Annotated in this window: 17 protein-coding genes; 4 read left to right on the top strand and 13 right to left on the bottom strand. The window is 68.3% G+C overall.

Annotation, left to right across the window (positions count from 1 at the left end; all coding sequences use genetic code 11):
* Positions 1 to 40: 40 nt before the first annotated feature.
* Positions 41 to 1,192, top strand: a complete 1,152-nt coding sequence (locus K0O62_RS26725; protein ID WP_073859281.1) for an acyl-CoA dehydrogenase family protein — start codon at positions 41 to 43, stop codon at positions 1,190 to 1,192.
* A gap of 3 nt (positions 1,193 to 1,195) precedes the next feature.
* Here the strand turns inward: K0O62_RS26725 and K0O62_RS26720 are convergent, their stop codons facing one another.
* The 6 genes from K0O62_RS26720 to K0O62_RS26695 are packed head-to-tail and all read right to left on the bottom strand — an operon-like array spanning position 1,196 to position 6,828.
* Positions 1,196 to 1,867 (bottom strand): class I SAM-dependent methyltransferase, encoded by a 672-nt coding sequence (locus K0O62_RS26720; protein WP_073859317.1) that lies wholly within the window; start codon positions 1,865 to 1,867, stop codon positions 1,196 to 1,198.
* 20 nt (positions 1,868 to 1,887) lie between these two features.
* Positions 1,888 to 3,369: a glutamate-cysteine ligase family protein gene (locus K0O62_RS26715; RefSeq protein WP_073859282.1), complete on the bottom strand. Its 1,482-nt coding sequence runs from the start codon at positions 3,367 to 3,369 to the stop codon at positions 1,888 to 1,890.
* A gap of 11 nt (positions 3,370 to 3,380) precedes the next feature.
* On the bottom strand, positions 3,381 to 4,097 hold the full coding sequence (locus K0O62_RS26710) for a class I SAM-dependent methyltransferase (RefSeq protein ID WP_073859318.1): 717 nt from the start codon (positions 4,095 to 4,097) through the stop codon (positions 3,381 to 3,383).
* 27 nt (positions 4,098 to 4,124) lie between these two features.
* Positions 4,125 to 5,441: an MFS transporter gene (locus K0O62_RS26705; protein ID WP_073859283.1), complete on the bottom strand. Its 1,317-nt coding sequence runs from the start codon at positions 5,439 to 5,441 to the stop codon at positions 4,125 to 4,127.
* A gap of 28 nt (positions 5,442 to 5,469) precedes the next feature.
* On the bottom strand, positions 5,470 to 6,147 hold the full coding sequence (locus tag K0O62_RS26700; RefSeq protein WP_073859284.1) for a hypothetical protein: 678 nt from the start codon (positions 6,145 to 6,147) through the stop codon (positions 5,470 to 5,472).
* A 21-nt stretch (positions 6,148 to 6,168) separates the two neighbouring features.
* The gene (locus K0O62_RS26695) at positions 6,169 to 6,828 is read right to left on the bottom strand and encodes a PadR family transcriptional regulator (RefSeq protein ID WP_073859285.1); all 660 of its coding nucleotides are present in this window, start codon (positions 6,826 to 6,828) and stop codon (positions 6,169 to 6,171) included.
* Between the two features lie 96 nt (positions 6,829 to 6,924).
* Between K0O62_RS26695 and K0O62_RS26690 the strand changes: the two genes are divergently transcribed.
* Together K0O62_RS26690 and K0O62_RS26685 are read left to right on the top strand one after the other, a co-directional pair.
* A complete protein-coding gene (locus K0O62_RS26690; protein ID WP_073859286.1) occupies positions 6,925 to 8,241 on the top strand; it encodes a carotenoid oxygenase family protein in 1,317 nt (438 codons plus the stop codon).
* 504 nt (positions 8,242 to 8,745) lie between these two features.
* Positions 8,746 to 9,930: a hypothetical protein gene (locus tag K0O62_RS26685; protein ID WP_131817471.1), complete on the top strand. Its 1,185-nt coding sequence runs from the start codon at positions 8,746 to 8,748 to the stop codon at positions 9,928 to 9,930.
* Here the strand turns inward: K0O62_RS26685 and lfrA are convergent, their stop codons facing one another.
* From lfrA to K0O62_RS26670, 3 genes are read right to left on the bottom strand one after another with little or no spacing between them, the layout of a single operon-like run.
* On the bottom strand, positions 9,931 to 11,442 hold the full coding sequence (gene lfrA / locus K0O62_RS26680) for an efflux MFS transporter LfrA (protein ID WP_073859288.1): 1,512 nt from the start codon (positions 11,440 to 11,442) through the stop codon (positions 9,931 to 9,933).
* Positions 11,439 to 12,002 (bottom strand): TetR/AcrR family transcriptional regulator, encoded by a 564-nt coding sequence (locus K0O62_RS26675; protein ID WP_073859289.1) that lies wholly within the window; start codon positions 12,000 to 12,002, stop codon positions 11,439 to 11,441. The genes lfrA and K0O62_RS26675 overlap by 4 nt, the downstream gene beginning before the upstream one ends.
* 55 nt (positions 12,003 to 12,057) lie before the next feature.
* Entirely contained in the window at positions 12,058 to 12,822 is a 765-nt protein-coding gene (locus K0O62_RS26670; RefSeq protein ID WP_073859290.1) for an RDD family protein, read from the bottom strand.
* Positions 12,823 to 12,849: 27 nt separating this feature from the next.
* Here K0O62_RS26670 and K0O62_RS26665 point away from each other — a divergent pair, with 27 nt between their 5' ends.
* Complete coding sequence (locus K0O62_RS26665) at positions 12,850 to 13,842, top strand: stage II sporulation protein M (RefSeq protein WP_073859291.1); 993 nt, start codon at positions 12,850 to 12,852, stop codon at positions 13,840 to 13,842.
* Here K0O62_RS26665 and K0O62_RS26660 read toward each other — a convergent pair.
* The 4 genes from K0O62_RS26660 to K0O62_RS26645 are packed head-to-tail and all read right to left on the bottom strand — an operon-like array spanning position 13,839 to position 17,828.
* Positions 13,839 to 15,158: a DUF58 domain-containing protein gene (locus K0O62_RS26660; protein WP_073859319.1), complete on the bottom strand. Its 1,320-nt coding sequence runs from the start codon at positions 15,156 to 15,158 to the stop codon at positions 13,839 to 13,841. The two genes, K0O62_RS26665 and K0O62_RS26660, sit on opposite strands and share 4 nt — an antisense overlap.
* Positions 15,159 to 15,193: 35 nt before the next feature.
* The gene (locus tag K0O62_RS26655; RefSeq protein WP_205870692.1) at positions 15,194 to 16,246 is read right to left on the bottom strand and encodes an AAA family ATPase; all 1,053 of its coding nucleotides are present in this window, start codon (positions 16,244 to 16,246) and stop codon (positions 15,194 to 15,196) included.
* The gene (locus K0O62_RS26650; protein ID WP_073859293.1) at positions 16,144 to 17,232 is read right to left on the bottom strand and encodes a DUF4350 domain-containing protein; all 1,089 of its coding nucleotides are present in this window, start codon (positions 17,230 to 17,232) and stop codon (positions 16,144 to 16,146) included. The genes K0O62_RS26655 and K0O62_RS26650 overlap by 103 nt, the downstream gene beginning before the upstream one ends.
* Positions 17,229 to 17,828 carry a DUF4129 domain-containing protein gene (locus K0O62_RS26645; protein ID WP_073859294.1) on the bottom strand — a complete coding sequence of 200 codons (600 nt, stop codon included), beginning with the start codon at positions 17,826 to 17,828 and terminating at the stop codon, positions 17,229 to 17,231. Before K0O62_RS26645 ends, K0O62_RS26650 begins: the two co-directional genes overlap by 4 nt.
* Position 17,829 lies beyond the last annotated feature (1 nt).

Genomic DNA, 17,829 nt, shown 5'->3' with positions numbered 1-17,829 from the left:
GCTCACCGACGGCGGGCCACCGCCCTTCTAATGTGATCTTGTGACCCAGCTCAGCGATGAAGAGTCCTTCCTGATCCAGACGGTGCGTGACTTCATCGATCGGGAGGTGAAGCCGAGCGTGCAGGAGGTCGAGCACGCCAACGCCTACCCCGAACGCTGGATCGAGCAGATGAAGCAGATCGGCATCTACGGGCTCGCTGTCCCCGAGGAGTTCGGCGGGTCCCCGGTGTCGATGCCGTGCTACGCCCAGGTCACCCAGGAACTGGCCCGGGGCTGGATGAGCCTGGCCGGCGCGATGGGCGGGCATACCGTGGTCGCCAAACTGCTCACCCTGTTCGGCACCGAGGAACAGAAGCAGACCTACCTGCCGCGGATGGCCACCGGCGAGGTCCGCGCGACGATGGCGCTCACCGAACCCGGTGGTGGCTCGGACCTGCAGGCGATGACCACCGTGGCCCGCCCCGACGGCGAAGACCTGGTGATCTCCGGGGCCAAGACGTGGATCTCGAACGCCCGACGCTCGGATCTGATCGCGCTGCTGTGCAAGACCGACCCCACCGCCGAGCCGAAGCACCGGGGCATCTCGATCGTGCTGGTCGAGCACGGACCGGGCCTGACCGTCTCACGTGACCTGCCCAAGCTGGGCTACAAGGGGGTGGAATCCTGCGAACTGGCCTTCGACGGCTACCGCATCCCGGCCACCGCGATCCTGGGCGCCACCCCGGGGAAGGGCTTCGCCCAGATGATGAAGGGCCTGGAGACCGGCCGCATCCAGGTCGCCTCCCGCGCACTGGGGGTGGCCACCGCCGCCCTGGAGGACTCGCTGGCCTACGCCCAGCAGCGCGAAAGCTTCGGCCAGCCGATCTGGAAACACCAGTCCATCGGCAACTACCTGGCCGACATGGCCACCAAGCTCACCGCCGCCCGCCAACTCACCTGGCATGCCGCCGAACGCTATGACAGCGGGGAGCGCTGCGACATGGAGGCCGGCATGGCCAAACTGTTCGCCTCCGAGGTCGCCATGGAGATCGCCCTGAACGCGGTGCGCATCCACGGCGGTTACGGCTACTCCACCGAATACGACGTCGAACGCTACTTCCGCGACGCCCCGCTGATGATCGTCGGCGAGGGCACCAACGAGATCCAGCGCAACGTCATCGCCGCACAGTTGGTGTCCCGCGGCGGCCTCTGAGCGCTACTTGTGCGCGGTGAGCAGGTAGGCGGGCAGCTTCATGCGGCCCTTCTCATCGAGATCATGGGGCGGCAGTTCGAACGGCGCCCCGGGACCGGAGGGCATGTTCGCGTGGATGAACGCCGGACGGACGTCATCGACGGTCCAGTGCGCCGCCACCGCGTCGCGTAGCTCGCGCTCGTCGACCTCGTTGGGCTTGGTCTCCAGTTCGGCCGGGAACGCGCCTTTGGCGAAGACCAGGACATAGAACGTCGCCCCAGGTGCGGCGGCACGCTGCACGGCGTGCAGGTAGTTGTGCCGGGCGTCCACCGGCAGCGAGTGGAACAGCGTGGAATCGATGACCGTGCTGAACCGGCCGTCGTAGCCGGTGAACGAGGTGATGTCGGCCTGGGCAAAGCTGGCGGTCCGCAGGTTGCGTTCCTGTGCTGCCCTGTTGGCCGCGGCGATCGCCGTCGGCGAAAGATCCAGACCCACCACGGTGTAGCCGTCGGAGGCCAGTGACAGCGACAACTCGGCGTGTCCACACCCCGCATCCAGGACGTCGCTGCGGACCTTGCCGGCCGCGATCAGGGCCGCGAGTTCGGGTTGCGGTTCGCCGATGTTCCACGGCGGCGGGCCCTGGAACTCGCCGTCCTGGCGGTATGCGCTGTCCCAGTCCAAAACCTCAGATGCCATGACATCCAACGTACGCCGGGTCAGCGGGTGGGTGTATCCCATGTGTGGACGGGTGCATTGGAATGCATGTGTTCGCAGTACATCCGCAGCATCTCGGCCAGCGCCGCGGGACGCGCCATACCGCGCTCCTGCAGGGCCCGTACGGTGGCAGCCTGCCAGGCGGCGCCGTTGCGCCCCGACTTGGCGCGTCCCTCGATGACCCCGAGATAGCGGTCCCGCACCTCGGCCGCCACACCCCAGCGCCGCAACCCCTCGTGGGCCAGCGGCAGCAGTTCGCGCAACACCAGTTCGTCGGCGGTCACCTCGCCGAGCCCGGGCCAGTACTGCCGGGCCTCCATTCCATGCCGGGCCGCTGCGAAGAAATTATGTTGTGCCGCAGCAAAACTCATCTTGGTCCACAACGGTCGGTCCTCGTCTGTCAACGCACGCAGGGTGCCGTAGTAGAACGCCGAGTTGGCGAGCATGTCGATCACCGTAGGACCGGCAGGCAGTACCCGGTTCTCCACCCGCAGATGCGGCTTGCCGTTCACCACGTCATAGACGGGCCGATTCCACCGGTAGATGGTGCCGTTGTGCAGACGTAGCTCCGCAAGTTGGGGGGTGCGGCCCTCGGCGAGGGTGGCCACCGGATCCTCGTCGGAGATCTCGGGCAGCAGCGACGGGAAGTACCGGACGTTTTCCTCGAACAGATCGAAAATCGACGTGATCCACCGCTCGCCGAACCAGACCCGTGGACGCACCCCCTGGGTCTTGAGCTCGTCGGCCCGGGTGTCGGTGGCCTGGCTGAACAGTTCGATGCGGGTTTCCGCCCACAGTTCGTGGCCGAAGAAATAGGGCGAGTTGGCGCCCAGTGCAAGTTGGGGGCCGGCCACCACCTGCGCGGCATTCCAGTTCTCGGCGAACTCCGCCGGCGACACCTGAAGATGCAATTGCATACTGGTACAAGCTGATTCGGGTGCGATATCGGCCGACTGCAGGGATAACCGCTCGGGCCCGGTGATATCGATGTCGATGTCCTCACCGCGCGCGGTGAAGATCGAGTCATTGAGCGCCTGATAACGGGTGGACTCGCTCATCCACCCCGTCTTCAGGTGCTCGGGCATCAGCGTCGGCAGGATCCCGATCATCACGATGTGGGCGTCGTCCTCGGCGGCCTTGGCCTCGGCGGCATTGAGGCTGGCGCGGACCTCGTCCTCCAACTCCAGGGCGGACTGACCGGGCAGCGGACGCGGTGGAACGTTGAATTCGATGTTGTAGGCGCCCAGTTCGGTTTGGTAGGCCGGATCGGCGATGGAGGCCAGGACCTCCTGATTGCGTAGCGCCGGCTGATAGTCGTCATCGACCAGATTGCATTCGATCTCCATACCGGTCAGCGGCCGGTCGAACTCGAAACTCGACTGGGCCAGCATGGTCTCGAACACGTCCAGGCACAGCTGGACCTTGCGTCGGTACTCGCGGCGCTGAGCGCGGCTGAACTGCGTGCGTGAAACCTCTTCGCCCACAGTCACACACTCTAGCGGCGGGAGGCCACTGCGATCTGCGGACTGAAAAGTCCGCCGCGAAGCTCGATGGTGACGCCGGCATGTTCGGCCAGCGCGCGCAGCGCCGAGGGACTGTAGCTGCGCAGTGAGCTGATCACGCCGTCGTGCACGAACGGGATGAACGGGGCGAGCGGCAACATCGTCGCCAGGCGCAGCACGTGCAGCGGCGCCGGCGGGCGGGGCAGATCGATGATCAGAAGTTTGTCCGCGACCCGGGTGCCCTCGGCGAGGGCGGCAGCGGCCGTCGCCGGCGGCAGATGGTGGAACGAGCATGCGAACACCGCCAGCGCGAAATGGCCCTCGGGCGCGTCGATTGCGGTGGCATCCATCTGCCGCACCACTGCACGGGGGTGGCTGCCCAGCTCCCCGGCGGCCAGCGCGGCGACCGAATCCGCCTCGACATCGGTCACCATGACTTGCGCGGTCGGGTGAGCCTCCAGCAGCAGCGTCGACAGCGCGCCGTGGCCGGCACCCAGCTCGAGGATCCTCGGGTCCGGTACGTCGGCGATCTCGTCGAGAGCGATGTGTGCGAACTGCTGGTGACTACCGAACACCCGGCCGGTCCACTCCAGCGCGTCGACGACACTGCGCTTCACCGCGGGCGCGACATCATCGCGGTCCAGGTACTCGGGCCGGTCGGTCTGCAACAGCCGGTCCAGACACGACGCGTCGGGGCCACCGCGGGGCATCCGGTCGAGATCGGTCACGGCTTCACGCTACAAGTCGGCCATATCCATCGGCTTGAGCATCAGCGTGGCCACGATGCTGATCAGGCCGGTCAGCACGAGATAAGCACAGGCCAGCCACGGCGCGTTCCCGCCCACGGCGATCAGCGCGGTCAGGATGAGCGGGGTCAGGCCCGAGGAGTACACCCCGGACAGCTGATAGACGGTGGACAACCCGGTGTAGCGGATCCGGGCCGGGAACAGCGAGGCGTACAGGGTGCCCTGAGCACCGTAGAACCAGGCGTGGACGACACCGAACACGATGACGATGCCGACGGTGAAGGCCACCAGGCTGCCGGTGTTGAACAGGGCGAACACCGGGAACACCGCCACCACATAGGCGGCGATACCGGTGGCATAGACACGCTTGGGGCCGAACCTGTCGGCCAGCAGCCCGGACACCGGCAGCAGCACCGCCATCAGCAGCGCGGCCCCGGTCACCACGATGAGCACGTCGACCTTGCCGTGGTGCAGCGTGGTGGTGGCGTAGGCGATGGCGAACACGCCCCAGGTGTTGAAGGCCGCGCCCTCACCCCAGCGGCTCAACATGCCCAGCACCGTCGGGCGCAGCGACGGCCCGCGGAACAGTTCCTTCAGCGGCGTCGCCGCGACGTCGTTGTCCTCTTTGACCTTCTCGAAGGCCGGCGTCTCGGAGGCCTTCAGTCGCACGACGATCCCGAAGACGACCAGCACGACGCTGAACAGGAACGCGATGCGCCAGCCGTAGGACAGGAAGGCCTCGGCCGACATCGCCGTCTGCAGCAGCGCGAACACACCGGTGCCCAGTGCCAGTCCCAGTGCGAGGCCGACCTGCGGGATGCTGCCGGCGAAGCCGCGCCGCTGCGGGGTGCTGTGCTCGACCGCGAGCAGCACGGCGCCGGCCCATTCGCCGCCGAGCGCGAAGCCCTGCACGATGCGCAGCAGCAACAGCAGGATCGGGGCGACGACGCCGATCTGCGCCGCGGTGGGCAGCAGGCCCATCAGCGCGGTCGCGCCACCCATCAGGAACATGGTGAGCGCCAGCGTGCGCTTGCGTCCGATCCGGTCGCCGATGTGACCGAATACGAAACCGCCGATGGGGCGGACCACGAATCCGACGGCGAAGGTGGCGAATGCCAGCAGGGTGCCGACGAACGAGGTCTGATCCGGGAAGAAGGCGGTGTTGAAGACGAGGCTGGCCGCGGTGGCGTAGAGAAAGAAGTCGTACCACTCGATCGTGGTGCCGACCAGGCTCGCCATCAGCGCGGTCCGGACTTTCTGCCGATCGCCGGGAGTCTGGTCGGGCGCCGAGGTGTCGGTGAAAGTCACTGGCCGGAGTTTATCGGCCCGTCAGCGGTTACTGCGGATGGCATTCCTTGATCAAGGCGCCGAGCACGTCGAAATACTCCGCACTTATCACCGCCTGCCTGGCGAAATCGCGGTCCGAAGCCGCTGCTGTGATCTCGTCGGCCAGCCCCGCGAGACGCTGGGCACGGGGTGCGATGCTGCCCGCGGTGACCTGATCTGCCTGCTCGCGCAGACGCTTCGCCCAGTCCGCGACCTCACCCGAGGTGGGGCCCTGACCCGGGATCCCGGGTTGGGCGTAACCCGATTCGACCCACGCGGTTCGTATCAGCGGTTCGGCCTGCCGGCAGCCGGTGCCCGCGACGTAGGTCATCGATACGGAGGCGATGATGACGGCGACCGCGATGCCGATCGACACCCGGGACAGCAGCACACTGCGCGGTTCCGCCTCGGGGACGACGCGGCGCCACAGGAAGTGGGTGCCGATCGCGGCGGCGCAGGCCGAGACCGTCAGGCCCACGGCGGCGATGGGGCGTCCGACGCCGGTCGCCGAGCTCACCGCCGACATGGTGACGATCGCGGTGGCGATCACCAACAAGCCCAGCCACAACACCCGCCTGCGCTCGTAGGCGTCCGCGTCGCGGACCGACACGCCGATGAGGCCGCCGGCCGCGGTCAGAAGCGCTACGAGCGCAGGCACCAGATAGGTGGTGAGGGTGTCGGAGTCCATGGTGACCCCGATGCTATCGAGTCACTCCTCGCCGAGAATCTGGTAGATGTCCCGGCGCGCGGTGTTGATGATGTCCAGGATGCGCCGCTGCTGATCGCTGGTGGCGGCGTGTGTCGACTGTCCGACGGCGCCGAAGAGTTGGCCGAGCGCGGCCCGCAGATTCACCGCGTTGGGATCGGCGTCCCCGGCGATCTCCTCCCACGGCGGGGTCTCGATCTTGCCGGCGGCGTCGCGGCCTTCGTCGGTGAGCCCGAAGGTCTTCTTGCTGCCCTCGCTTTCCACCGGGGTGATCAAACCCTCGTCGACCAGCAGTTGCAGTGTCGGATACACCGAGCCGGGGCTCGGCTTCCACAGTCCGTTGCTGCGGGCCGAGATCTCCTGGGTCATCTCGTAACCGTGCATCGGGCGTTCGGTGAGCAGGGTCAGGATCGCGGCGCGCACGTCACCGCGGCGGCCTCGGCCCCGCCCGCCACGGCCGCGTGGGCCGCCGCCGGGACCGAAGCCGAAGCCCGGGCCGAAGCCGGGACCTGGGCCGAAGCCGGGACCTGGGCCGAAACCGGGACCGAATGGGCCCTGCGGCCCGGCCGCGTGAGCGCGGAGGTGATCGCGGAAGTCGCGGCGGGCGTGTCTGCGGTCGAACCCCGCGGGTCCGAAGCCGAAGGGGGGAGTGGGGGTGTTCATGGATCGCTTCTTTCTCTCGCGATAGTTTCTGATACGTTTACGATATATCGAGAGCTATCGCGATGCAATGGTCTATTTCTGTGGGATCGTGGTGTCATGGCCACCACGGAATCCGCACTGCCCGCCACCGGGGATTTTTTCCTGCGCGGCAACTACGCACCCGTTGCCGATGAACTCACCGAGTACAACCTGCCGGTACGGGGCGTGATCCCGCCCGAGATCGACGGCTGGTACCTGCGTAACGGGCCGAACCCACGGCAGGACACCGCGCACTGGTTCATGGGCGACGGCATGATCCATGGTGTTCGGATCGAGGGCGGCGCCGCCAAGTGGTACCGCAACCGATGGGTGCGGACCGACAGCTTCATCGAGGACTTCCCGCTCTACAACCGGGACGGGACGCGCAACCTGCGCGCGGCGACGTCGAACACGCACGTCGTCAACCATGCGGGCAAGACGCTCGCGCTGGTCGAATCCTCGTTTCCCTATGAGATCAGCGATGAGCTGGAGACGTTGGGCGCCTACGACTTCGGGGGCAAGCTGGCCAACTCGATGACCGCGCACCCCAAGATCTGCCCGACCTCCGGTGAGATGCACTTCTTCGGTTACGGCAGCCTCGTCGAGCCTTATGTCAGCTACCACCGGGTGGATGCCCACGGGGAGCTGACGATCAACCGGCCGGTGGATGTGAAGGCGCACACCATGATGCATGACTTCGCCATGACCGCCGGTCACGTCGTCTTCATGGACCTGCCCGTGGTGTTCGACCTGAACGTCGCGATCAATCAGCCCGGGGACATGCCCTACCGCTGGAGCGAGGGTCACGGCGCCCGGTTCGGGGTGCTGCGCCGCGACGACCCGTTCGGTGAGATTCGCTGGTTCGAGATCGACCCCTGCTATGTGTTCCATGTCGCGAACGCCTACGAGGATGCGAATTCGATTGTGCTGCAAGCGGCTCGGTACCCGGAGCTGTGGCGGGACAGCGGAGGGTTCGATCAGCAGGCGGTGCTGTGGGAGTGGCGCATCGATCTGCGCACCGGTGTGGTCGGTGAGCGCCAACTCGATGACCGTGCCGTCGAGTTCCCCCGGATCGACGATCGGTTGGCCGGACTGCCGGCCCGTTACTCGGTCTCGGTGGGCGACAGCGACCTGGTGCGCCATGATCTGTCCACCGGCGCGGCGCAGACGCACTCCTTCGGGCCGGGCGTATCCGGTGAAGCCGTGTTCGTGCCTGCCGCGGGGCAGGCCGACGAGAGCAGCGGCTGGTACCTCAGTTTCGTCTACGACCCGCAGCGCGACGGCAGCGATCTCGTCATCCTCGATGCGTCCGACTTCTCCGGTGCGCCGGTGGCGACCATCGCGCTCCCGCAACGGGTCCCCTTCGGTTTCCACGGCAACTGGATCGGCGCCTGATCGCCTCCGTCTCACAATGTGGACGCGGTAAACCGCACCGGTGACGCGGTGCCGGCGATACCGGCAACCGCTGGGGTGGGGCGCATACTCGTTGCTGAAATGACGCCACCGGTCGTGCGCAGGTGGACGCCCCCGCCGGTCGGCGGTCCGGGGCGGCAAGAGTGGCGCAAACCACGACATAGGCTGCCTGTGCGCTGAATCACGCAGGTCATACCGATTGGTAACTTCCGGACAGCAAACGCGGGATAGTGCGGGTGGCCGTCCTGGATTAGTTGCTAGAGGCAACTATTGATTCTGCGTGTACGTCGGTTTGCCCAGCTTTACTGAAGGTGCAATAACCCCTCTCAGCAGCAACGTCCCCAACGCGCAATGTGCGCAATACTGCAGATGGCAGGGCATGTCACTTTACAAATCTCGCTTGACGTCAACTTACTGCTGAGTAAGTTGTGTCCGGTCCGGGGGTACTCCACGAAGGGTTGGCAAACGATGTCAATGCAGTTGTCCATGAAGCCGTACATCACCGCCGGGGTGGCACTGGTTGGTGCGAGCGTGATCGCGGTGACCCCGATCGCGCCGCATCCGGACCTGAGCCCGCCCCCCGCGGTCGCCCTGACCACCTCGATCGAGAACCCCATCACGGTCTTCAAGCCGGTGGTCATCGAGGCCGGCGAGTGGTTGAACCAGACAATCCGCAGCGAGATCGCCGACCCACTGCCGATCCTGCGGCAGATCCTCGCCAACCAGAGGTACACCGTCGATCAGCTGGCGCAGGCGATCCGCGCCGGCGGTGCTGCCATCGGTGAGCTCGTCGAGGGCCTGCCCGCGGCGCTCAAGGAGGCCGGTTCCCTGATCGGCCAGGGCAAGATCAATGCCGCAATCGACAGTCTGTTGTTGAGCGGCCTGAATCCGATCATGAATCTCATCTACGGAGTGTGGACACCGTTGCAGCCGATGCTCGAGCGGCCGTTCAAGGTCGGACAGGCGATGGTGCCGGCACTGTTCGACGTGGGGCTGAGTGTCGTGCTGGCGACGGTCGCCTCGACCGTCGGCATCGGATTCGATACCGGCTCGACCCCGCTGGTGCAGCAGATCGTCATCAGCACCAAGGCGGTGTTGGCCTCGCTGACGTCGTTGAACCCGGCGAAGATCATCAACGCCGTGCAGAACGGCATCGCCGACGTGCTGTCCAACATCGTGCTGCACGCCGAGGAGTTCACCACCGGAACGGTGCCTTTCATCCGGATGATGCTCGTCAACGCGCTCAAGGCGGGTCAGCCCGCCTCGGTGAACCGGACCGCCAACCTGGCCGCGTCCGTGGCCACTGTGCCCGACGCTGACGCGCCCACCCTGACGATCTCGCTCCCGGGTGCCGAGGCGGACGCCGGTGTACCGACGGTGACCCCGGTGAGCAACACCGACGCCCCGGCCGAGGCGCCCGCGGCGGAAGTCCCGGCCGAGGCGCCCGTTGCCGAGGCCCCGGCAGAGGTGCCCGCGGCCGAAGCCCCGGCGGAGGCACCCGTTGCCGAGGCCCCGGCCGATGACACCGAGGCCGTGGCCGAGCCGACCGAGGAGGCGGAGATCGAGGAGCCCGAAGAGGCCGCACCGGTTGCCACCCGGCCCAGCCTCAAGAAGGCCGCCTCGGGCAAGAGCTCACCGAAGCGCGCGGGAAATCCGCGGGCAGCAGCCTGATCAGACCCGCCGGAAGGCGACGATGACGATCATCGCGGCGGCGAGCACCAGCGTCGCCGCGATGATCGCGGTCGGGGCGATCCCCGAGTCGAACGCGGTGTGGGCCGATTCGAGGAGCTTGTCGGCGATCGGCGCCGGCACCTCGCGGGCCACCGCCGTCGCGCCGGCGATGCTCTCGGCGGCATCCCCGGCCTGGCTCGGTGTCAGTCCGGCCGGCACCTCGACATTCGCCCGGTAGAACGCGGTGAAGATGGTGCCCAGGGTGGCCGCGCCGACCACCGCGCCCAGTTCGTAGGCGGTTTCGGAAACCGCCGATGCGGCACCGGCTTTCGCCGGGGGGACCGAGGCCACGATGGTGTCGTTGGAAATCGTCTGGGAGACACCGACACCGAACTCCAGCACCACGAACGACACGATGATCGCCGCGACCGAGAGATCATGGCGGAACAGCAGGATCATGATGAAGCCCGCGGCGACGAACACCAGGCCGGTCACCATCAGGGCCTGCGCGCTGAACCGCTTGGCCGCCTTGACCACCGAAATGCCGGCGATCATCGACACCACCGCGCCGGGCAGCGTGACCAGGCCCGCCTCCAACGGGCTCAACCCGAGCACCAGCTGAAGGTGCTGGGACACGAAGAAGATGAACCCGATCAGGCCGACGATCGACAGGAAGTTGGCCAGCACCGAGGACGTGAACGGGGCGGAGCGGAACAACGCCATGTCGAGCATGGGGATGTCCCGTCGGTTCTGCCGCCGCACGAACAGCGCGCCCGCAGCGAGGCCGACCGCCGCGGCGGCCAGCACCAGGATCGACAGACCGTCGTGGGCGCCGGTCTTGATCGCCCACACCAGAGGCAACATCGCCACGAACGACAACACCACACTGACCGGGTCCATCGGACCCGGATTCGGGTCGCGGGACTCCGGGATCAGCTTGGGTCCCAGGATGAGCAGCGGCAGCAGGACCGGCACCGCGATCAAAAACACCGCGCCCCAGTGGAAATGCTGCAACAGTGCGCCACCGACGATCGGTCCCAGCGTCGAACCCGCCGTGAAGCAGGACGCCCAGATGGCGATCGCCAGACGGCGTGCGGACGCATCGGTGAAGATGTTGCGGATCAGCGACAGCGTGGACGGCATCAACATGGCTCCGAAGAAGCCGAGCACGGCACGCGCGAGGACCAGCATCTCGGCGCTGGGCGCGAAGGCCGCCGCGGCGGAGACCACCATGAATCCGGTGCCGCCGATCATCAGCAGCCGGCGCCGGCCGATCCGGTCCCCGAGGCTGCCCATGGCGACCAGGAGGGCGGCCAGCACCAGCGAGTAGACGTCGACGATCCACAGCTGCGTGGATGCCGACGGGCGGAAGTCCTCGGCGATCACCGGCAGTGCGAAGGCCAGCACGGTGTTGTCGATGGCGATCAGCAGGACCGGTAGCGCGAGGACTGCGAGTGCGACCCACGCGCGGCGGGTCGGGATCGTCGGTGTGGCGAGCGACCCGGTGGTCATGTGATGGTTCCCTTGGTGAGGCTGTGCATGATGGCGTCGACGACCTGGTGCCGCGGGGTGCCGTCCTGCTTGATGGCGTCGTAACCGGCCAGCAGCAGCGACCAGAACACCCGGCGTGCCCAGCCGGGCGGGTACGCCGGCTTGTCGGCGCTGGCGCGGGCCAGGATTTCGGCGATCACTTCGTCGCCGGTATCGAGGTGGGCGGCCAGTTCCGGATCGGCCTGGATGGTCGGCTCGGTGTAGATGTAGACGAATATCGGGCCGAGGTCGAGGTGACCTTCGACCACGCGCCGTAACGCCGCGAGCACGGGTCCGCAGGTGGGGTCGGCTGCCTCGATGGCGGCGTTGCTGGCTGCGTGTACCTGGAGGGCGACCGCGCGCAGCAGATCGGTGCGTTCGGGGAAGTGGCGGTGCAGTGTGCTGCGGCCGACGCCGGCGACCTCGGCGATATCGCTCAGGGTGGCGGCCGGGTTGTCGGTGATGACCGAGATGGCGGCTTCGACGATCGCGCGCCGGGTACGACCACGCGCCCCGGTCTCGGCCACGACGGAGACACTCATGGCGCATAGTGTACCTGTGTAGATCCAAATTGGGACATCGATGTCCCAATTTGTCTCAGCTGGGTAGGCGGGCCTGCAGGCGCGCCAGCTCGCGACGGTGCCGTTCGGCCAGCACCGCGGCCAGCATCAACTCAGGTGGCACGTCCGGCGGGGGCGGCGGCGAGATCCGGGCCGCCACGTCCGCGGCGATCCGGCGCCCCATCTGCTCGCGCAGTCCGGGCTCGAGTCCGGTGGCGCGGGACAGGAACTGCCGGGCCATATCGGCCTGCTCGGGGCCGAGCCCGGACAACTGCAGGGTGGCCGCCCACCAGGCCAGTTCCGGCGGCATCGGGGGTGGCGGGTTCAACCGCGGCGCGCGCTCACTGATCACCATGGTGCCGGCGAACACGTCACCGATCCGTTTGCCCCTCGGTGAGAGCATGCTGCAGATGACCGCCGGGCCGCCGGTCAGCATCCAGATCTCGATGACGCTGGACAGCGCACGAAAAGCTGCCTGCCGCAACCGTTCCGGACCGCCGTCATCGGATACCACCCGCAACCCCAGGGCCATCTTGCCCAGCGACCGGCCGCGCGTCGCGGTCTCGAACACCACCGGATACCCGACCAGCACCAGCACCATGAAGATGATCAACACGGCCGCCGACAGTGCCGGGTCGAAGTCGCGCAGGGTCAGCGCCCACAGCACGGTCAGCACCGCGTAACCGGCGGCCATCACCGTGACGTCGATCAACGCGGCCAGCGCGCGGACCGGCAGCTGGGCGATCGACACATCGAGCTGCACGGCGTCGCCGGTCACCAGAGGTTCGGGCTGGAAGGCCATGCCCGCGACGCTACTAGGATCGCACCCGTGGATGTCGACGCGTTCGTGCTCGCCCACAGCCCGGCGTGGAACCGGCTCGAGGAGCTGACCAAACGGCGGCGCAACCTCACCGGCGCCGAGATCGACGAACTGGTCGACCTCTACCAACGGGTGTCCACCCACCTCTCCATGGTCCGCAGTGCCACCACCGATGCGGTCCTGGTCGGCCGGCTGTCCGGCCTGATCGCGCGGGCGCGCGCCGCGATCACCGGTGAACGTGCCCCGCTGGGCAGCGAGTTCCTCCGGTTCTGGACGGTCTCATTTCCGGTCGTCGCCTACGACTGCAGGCGCTGGTGGCTCGGGTCGGCGCTGGGTTTCCTGTTCGTCGCGCTGCTCGTCGGATTCTGGGTGGCCGGTAGTCCGGAGGTGCGGGCCGCGATCGGGACACCAGCTGAACTGGAGCAGTTGATCAACCACGACTTCGCCTCGTACTACAGCGAGAATCCGGCCGGTTCGTTCGCTCTGCGGGTGTGGGTCAACAATGCCTGGGTGGCCGCGCAGTGCATCGTGTTCGCCATCCTGGCGGGCCTGCCGATCCCGTGGGTGCTGTTCCAGAACGCCGCCAATGTGGGGGTGTCCGGCGGGCTGATGTTCGGGGCCGGCAAGGGGGATGTGTTCCTGGGTCTGCTGACCCCGCACGGTCTGCTGGAACTCACCGCGGTGTTCCTGGCGGCGGCTGCGGGGATGCGACTGGGCTGGTCGGTGATCTCACCGGGGGACCGGCCCCGCGGCCAACTGCTCGCCGAGCGTGGCCGCGCCGTCATGTCGGTGGCCGGCGGACTGGTCGTGGTGTTGCTGATCTCCGGGCTCATCGAAGCGCTGGTGACTCCGTCCCCGTTACCGACCTGGGCCCGGATCACCGTCGGCGTGACCGCCGAGATCGCTTTTCTGGCCTATGTTTTCCACTTCGGTGCCAAGGCCTCCCGGGCCGGGGAGACCGGGGACATCGATGACGCGCCCGACGTGGTACCCACGGCCTAGAGCCGGCCCGCGGCCTTCATTGCCAGGTAACGGTCGGCGAGGGCGGGCGCCAGTTGGTCGGGCAGCGCGTCGATGACGTCGACACCGTGGTTGCGCAGCCGCGCGGCGATGGCGTGCCTGTCGTTGCGGAGGCGTTCGGCCGCCGCCGCGTCGTAGACCTGCGCTGCGTCGGCCCGGCCGGCTGCCAGCGCGTCCACCCGCGGGTCGGCGACCGCGGCCAGCAGTACCTGGTGCCTGCCGGCCAGTTGTGGCAGCACCGACATCAGGCCCTCGTCCAGGGCCGAGGCGTTCAGATCGGTGAGCAACACCACCAGGGCGCGCCGGCGGACCCGGCGTGTGATCGCGGCGACCATTGCGGCGGTATCGGATTCCACCAGCGCCGGCTGCAGCGGAGCCATCGCCGTCACCAGCGACGCGAGCAGCTGGCCGCGTGTGGCGTTGAACACGGCGGCTCGGGAAACCCGGTCGTGGGCAAGGAAATCCACGCGATCCCCGGCCCGGGAAGCCAGGGCCGCCAGGAGCAGCGCGGCGTCCATCGACCAGTCCAGGCGCGGCCATCCGGCGGGATCGGAGGAGGTGGGATCCACGCCGATCCGGCCCGCCGACGTCCGGCCGGTGTCCAGCACGACGACCACCCGCCGGTCCCGTTCGGGCCGCCAGGTCCGCACCACCACATCGGCGCGGCGCGCGGTCGCACGCCAGTCGATGGACCGGACGTCGTCACCGTCGACATACTCACGAAGCGAATCGAATTCGGTGCCCTGCCCGCGGATCAGCACCGGCACCATGCCGTCGAGCTCGCGGAGTTTGGCCAGCCGGGAGGGCAGGTGCTTGCGGGACAGGAACGGCGGCAGGATGCGCACCCGGTGGGGCGCGTCGTGGGAGCGCTGCCGCCCGGCCAGCCCGAGTGGGCCGACCGTGCGCACGGTGACCTGCGCGGCGATCTGATCGCCGCGCCGGACCGGTGCCAGGGTGGTGACCAGGCGGGCTCGCCCGCCGGCGGGGATGTCCAGCGCTCGGGTGCGTGGGCGGGCGCGGGCACTGGGAGCCCAGGCGTCCCGCATCTCGCCCCGCACCCGGCGGCCCGGATTGTGGATCTCGACGATGCTGTCCACGCTCTGTCCCAGCCGCGCCGAGGTGTCACCCGACCGCTGCACGACCAGCCGCCGGGGGCTCGCCGCGAGCGCGGCATCGGTGCCCAGAGCGACGGCGAGCACCGCCAGCACGATGGCGAAAGTCGATGCCGGCCAAGGGGACACCACGATCGGCAGAATGCCGATCAAGGCCACCAGCCCGGCCCGGCCCGACAGTGTCAATCCCCCGGTCGCTCCGCCCCAGCCCGCCGGAATCACTAGCGGGGCACCGGGACCGAGGCCAGGATTCCGGCCAGCACACCGTCGGGGTCCGCCCCCTCCAACTCGGCTTCCGGGCGCAGCGCGATGCGGTGACGCAGGGTCGGGCCGGCCATCGCCTTCACATCGTCGGGGGTGACGTAGTCGCGGCCGGACAGCCAGGCCCACGCGCGTGCGGTGGCCAGTAGGGCCGTGCTGCCGCGCGGAGACACCCCGAGTTGGATGGACGGGGAATTCCTTGTGGCCGTTGCGATGTCGACCAGGTAGCCGAGGATCTCCGGGGCCACCCGGACGTTGCGGACCGCTTCGCGCCCGGCGGCCAGTTCGGCCGGGCCGGCCACCGGAGTCAGCCCGGACAGATCGCGCGGGTCGAATCCGCCCGCGTGCCGGCCCAGGATGGCGATCTCCTGATCGCGGGGCGGCAGTCCCACATTCAGTTTGAGCAGGAAGCGGTCCAGCTGCGCCTCGGGCAGCTGGTAGGTGCCCTCGTACTCGATCGGGTTCTGGGTCGCCGCGACGATGAACGGATCAGGCAGCGGGCGGGCCTGTCCGTCCACGGTGACCTGACGTTCCTCCATGGCCTCCAGCAGCGCGGCCTGGGTTTTCGGTGGTGTGCGGTTGATCTCGTCGGCCAAGAGCAGATTGGTGAACACCGGCCCGGCCCGGAACTCGAATTCGGCGGTGCGGGCGTCGTAGACCAGCGACCCGGTGACATCGCCGGGCATCAGGTCCGGGGTGAACTGCACCCGTTTGAAATCCAGTGCCAAGGTGGCGGCCAGGCTGCGCACCAACAGCGTCTTGGCGACCCCTGGCACGCCTTCGAGGAGGACATGGCCGCGGCAGAGCAAGGCGATGACCAGGCCGCTCACCACGGCGTCCTGGCCGACCACGGCCTTGGAGATCTCGGTGCGCAGCGCGAGCAGCGCGTCCCGGGGGTGTGGAGGTGTCGTCACGACTGGGCGACCTGCCTTTCGAGATCGTCGAGGTGGTGGGCGAGGGCGAGAAGTTCGGCGTCGGTACCGGGTGCGGGCCCGAACAGCACGGCGCCGCAGTCACTCCCGGTGCGTCGGGCCACGGCCTGGGTCACCGCCGACGGTGCGGCGTTGCGCGCGAGTCCGAGCCGGGGGAGCAGCCGGGTGAGCGTGGCGGCGCGCAGCGCGTCGGCGGCACGGTCACGGGCACGATGGGAGCGGTACAACCGGCCCCGGCCCTGAACCGTCTCCGACGCCCGGACCACCACCGGCAGTGGCTCGGCGACCAGCGGGCCCAGCCGCCGCCCGCGCCACCAGGCCAGCAGTGCCACCACCACGCACAGCTGCAACACCACCCACCCGACCTGAGGCGGAGCCAGATCCAACAGCGATGCCTCGCCGCTGGATTCACCTTCGATACGCTGCGGCGCGTACCAGATCACCCGGTCGTGGGTGCCGGCCAGATTCATCGCCAGCGCCGCGCTGCCGGGCCCAGACAGGCCGGAGTTGGTCATGAAGTCCGAACTGCCGACCACCGTGATGGTGCGATCGGCGTCCGTATAGCGCAGCAGCGCACCGCCATAACAGCGGATGGCGGGCAGGTCATCCTCGCGGCGGAAGCTGTCACTGATGCCGAACTGGACATCGCCGGAGGTGATCGCTTCCCGTAGTTCGCAATCCGGTCGTCCACCGAACTGGATGGAACCGTCCAGCTGCACCGCCGGGGCCAGGCGTTCCCGGGTGCGGGCGGACGGGGCGACCAGCAGCCGATCCCCGGGCAGTCCGGCCAGCCGGTTCAACCCGTCGTCGTCGAGCAGGAAGAACGTCTGGGCGATGAGGATCAGGGTGTCCGGGCGCGCCGCTGACGCGACCGCGTCCACATCGTCGGCGACCACCACCTCCACCCCGTGCTCCCGCAACAGGGTGACCAGGGCGTGCGCCCCGTCCGGCGAGGTCGAATCGGCCTCCATCAGACCGCCCGTCCGGGGCGCGGTCAGATAGGCGCTGAGGACGGAGACCGCGACGATCGCCAGGAGTGCCACCACGATCCAGCGACGGCCGGTCATCCGGCCGCCGCCCGGAGCAGGCTGCGATCCAATTCGGCGATCTGGCGGTACCCGGATTCGGTGCCGACCTGCGCGCCGTAGGCGACCCCGTTGAACGTCTCCGCGGCCCGGTGGAACTCGGCGCGCAGTTCGGGCAGCGCGACACCGGCGTCACGGGCCAGTTCGGTCGCGGTCCGCCCGGGCACCGGATCCAACGTGCCGGACTCCTCAAGCCCTCGGGCCACCGCACGCAACCGGTGCCTGATGGCCAGTGTCCAATCACCCTGTGCGGCATACGCTTCAGCTTCGACACGGTGTTGGTCGGCATTCAGCTCGTGGCCGGCGAACAGGGTGCCGGTGGACTGCCGGTCGGTGCGCATGGTGCGTCTGGCCACCCGGATCACCGCGATGATCGCCGCGATCAGGACCGTCCCGAGCAACGCGGCGGTGATCCAGTCGCCGGGCAGCCAGGAACCGTCGGTGAAGATCCGGTAGAGCGCGCGGTCCAGCCAGGCCGAGACCTGATCGGTCAGCGACGGCCGGGGGTAGATGGGCTTGCTGAGCTCACGCTGGGCAGCGTCGTGCGCGGCGTCGCCGTCGATGTTCAGTCCGGTCACG

It is taken from the genome of Mycolicibacterium diernhoferi, assembly GCF_019456655.1.
Taxonomy (GTDB): Bacteria; Actinomycetota; Actinomycetes; order Mycobacteriales; family Mycobacteriaceae; genus Mycobacterium; species Mycobacterium diernhoferi.
Note: the sequence above shows the minus strand (reverse complement) of the source record. Positions and strands in the feature narration are given on the sequence as shown.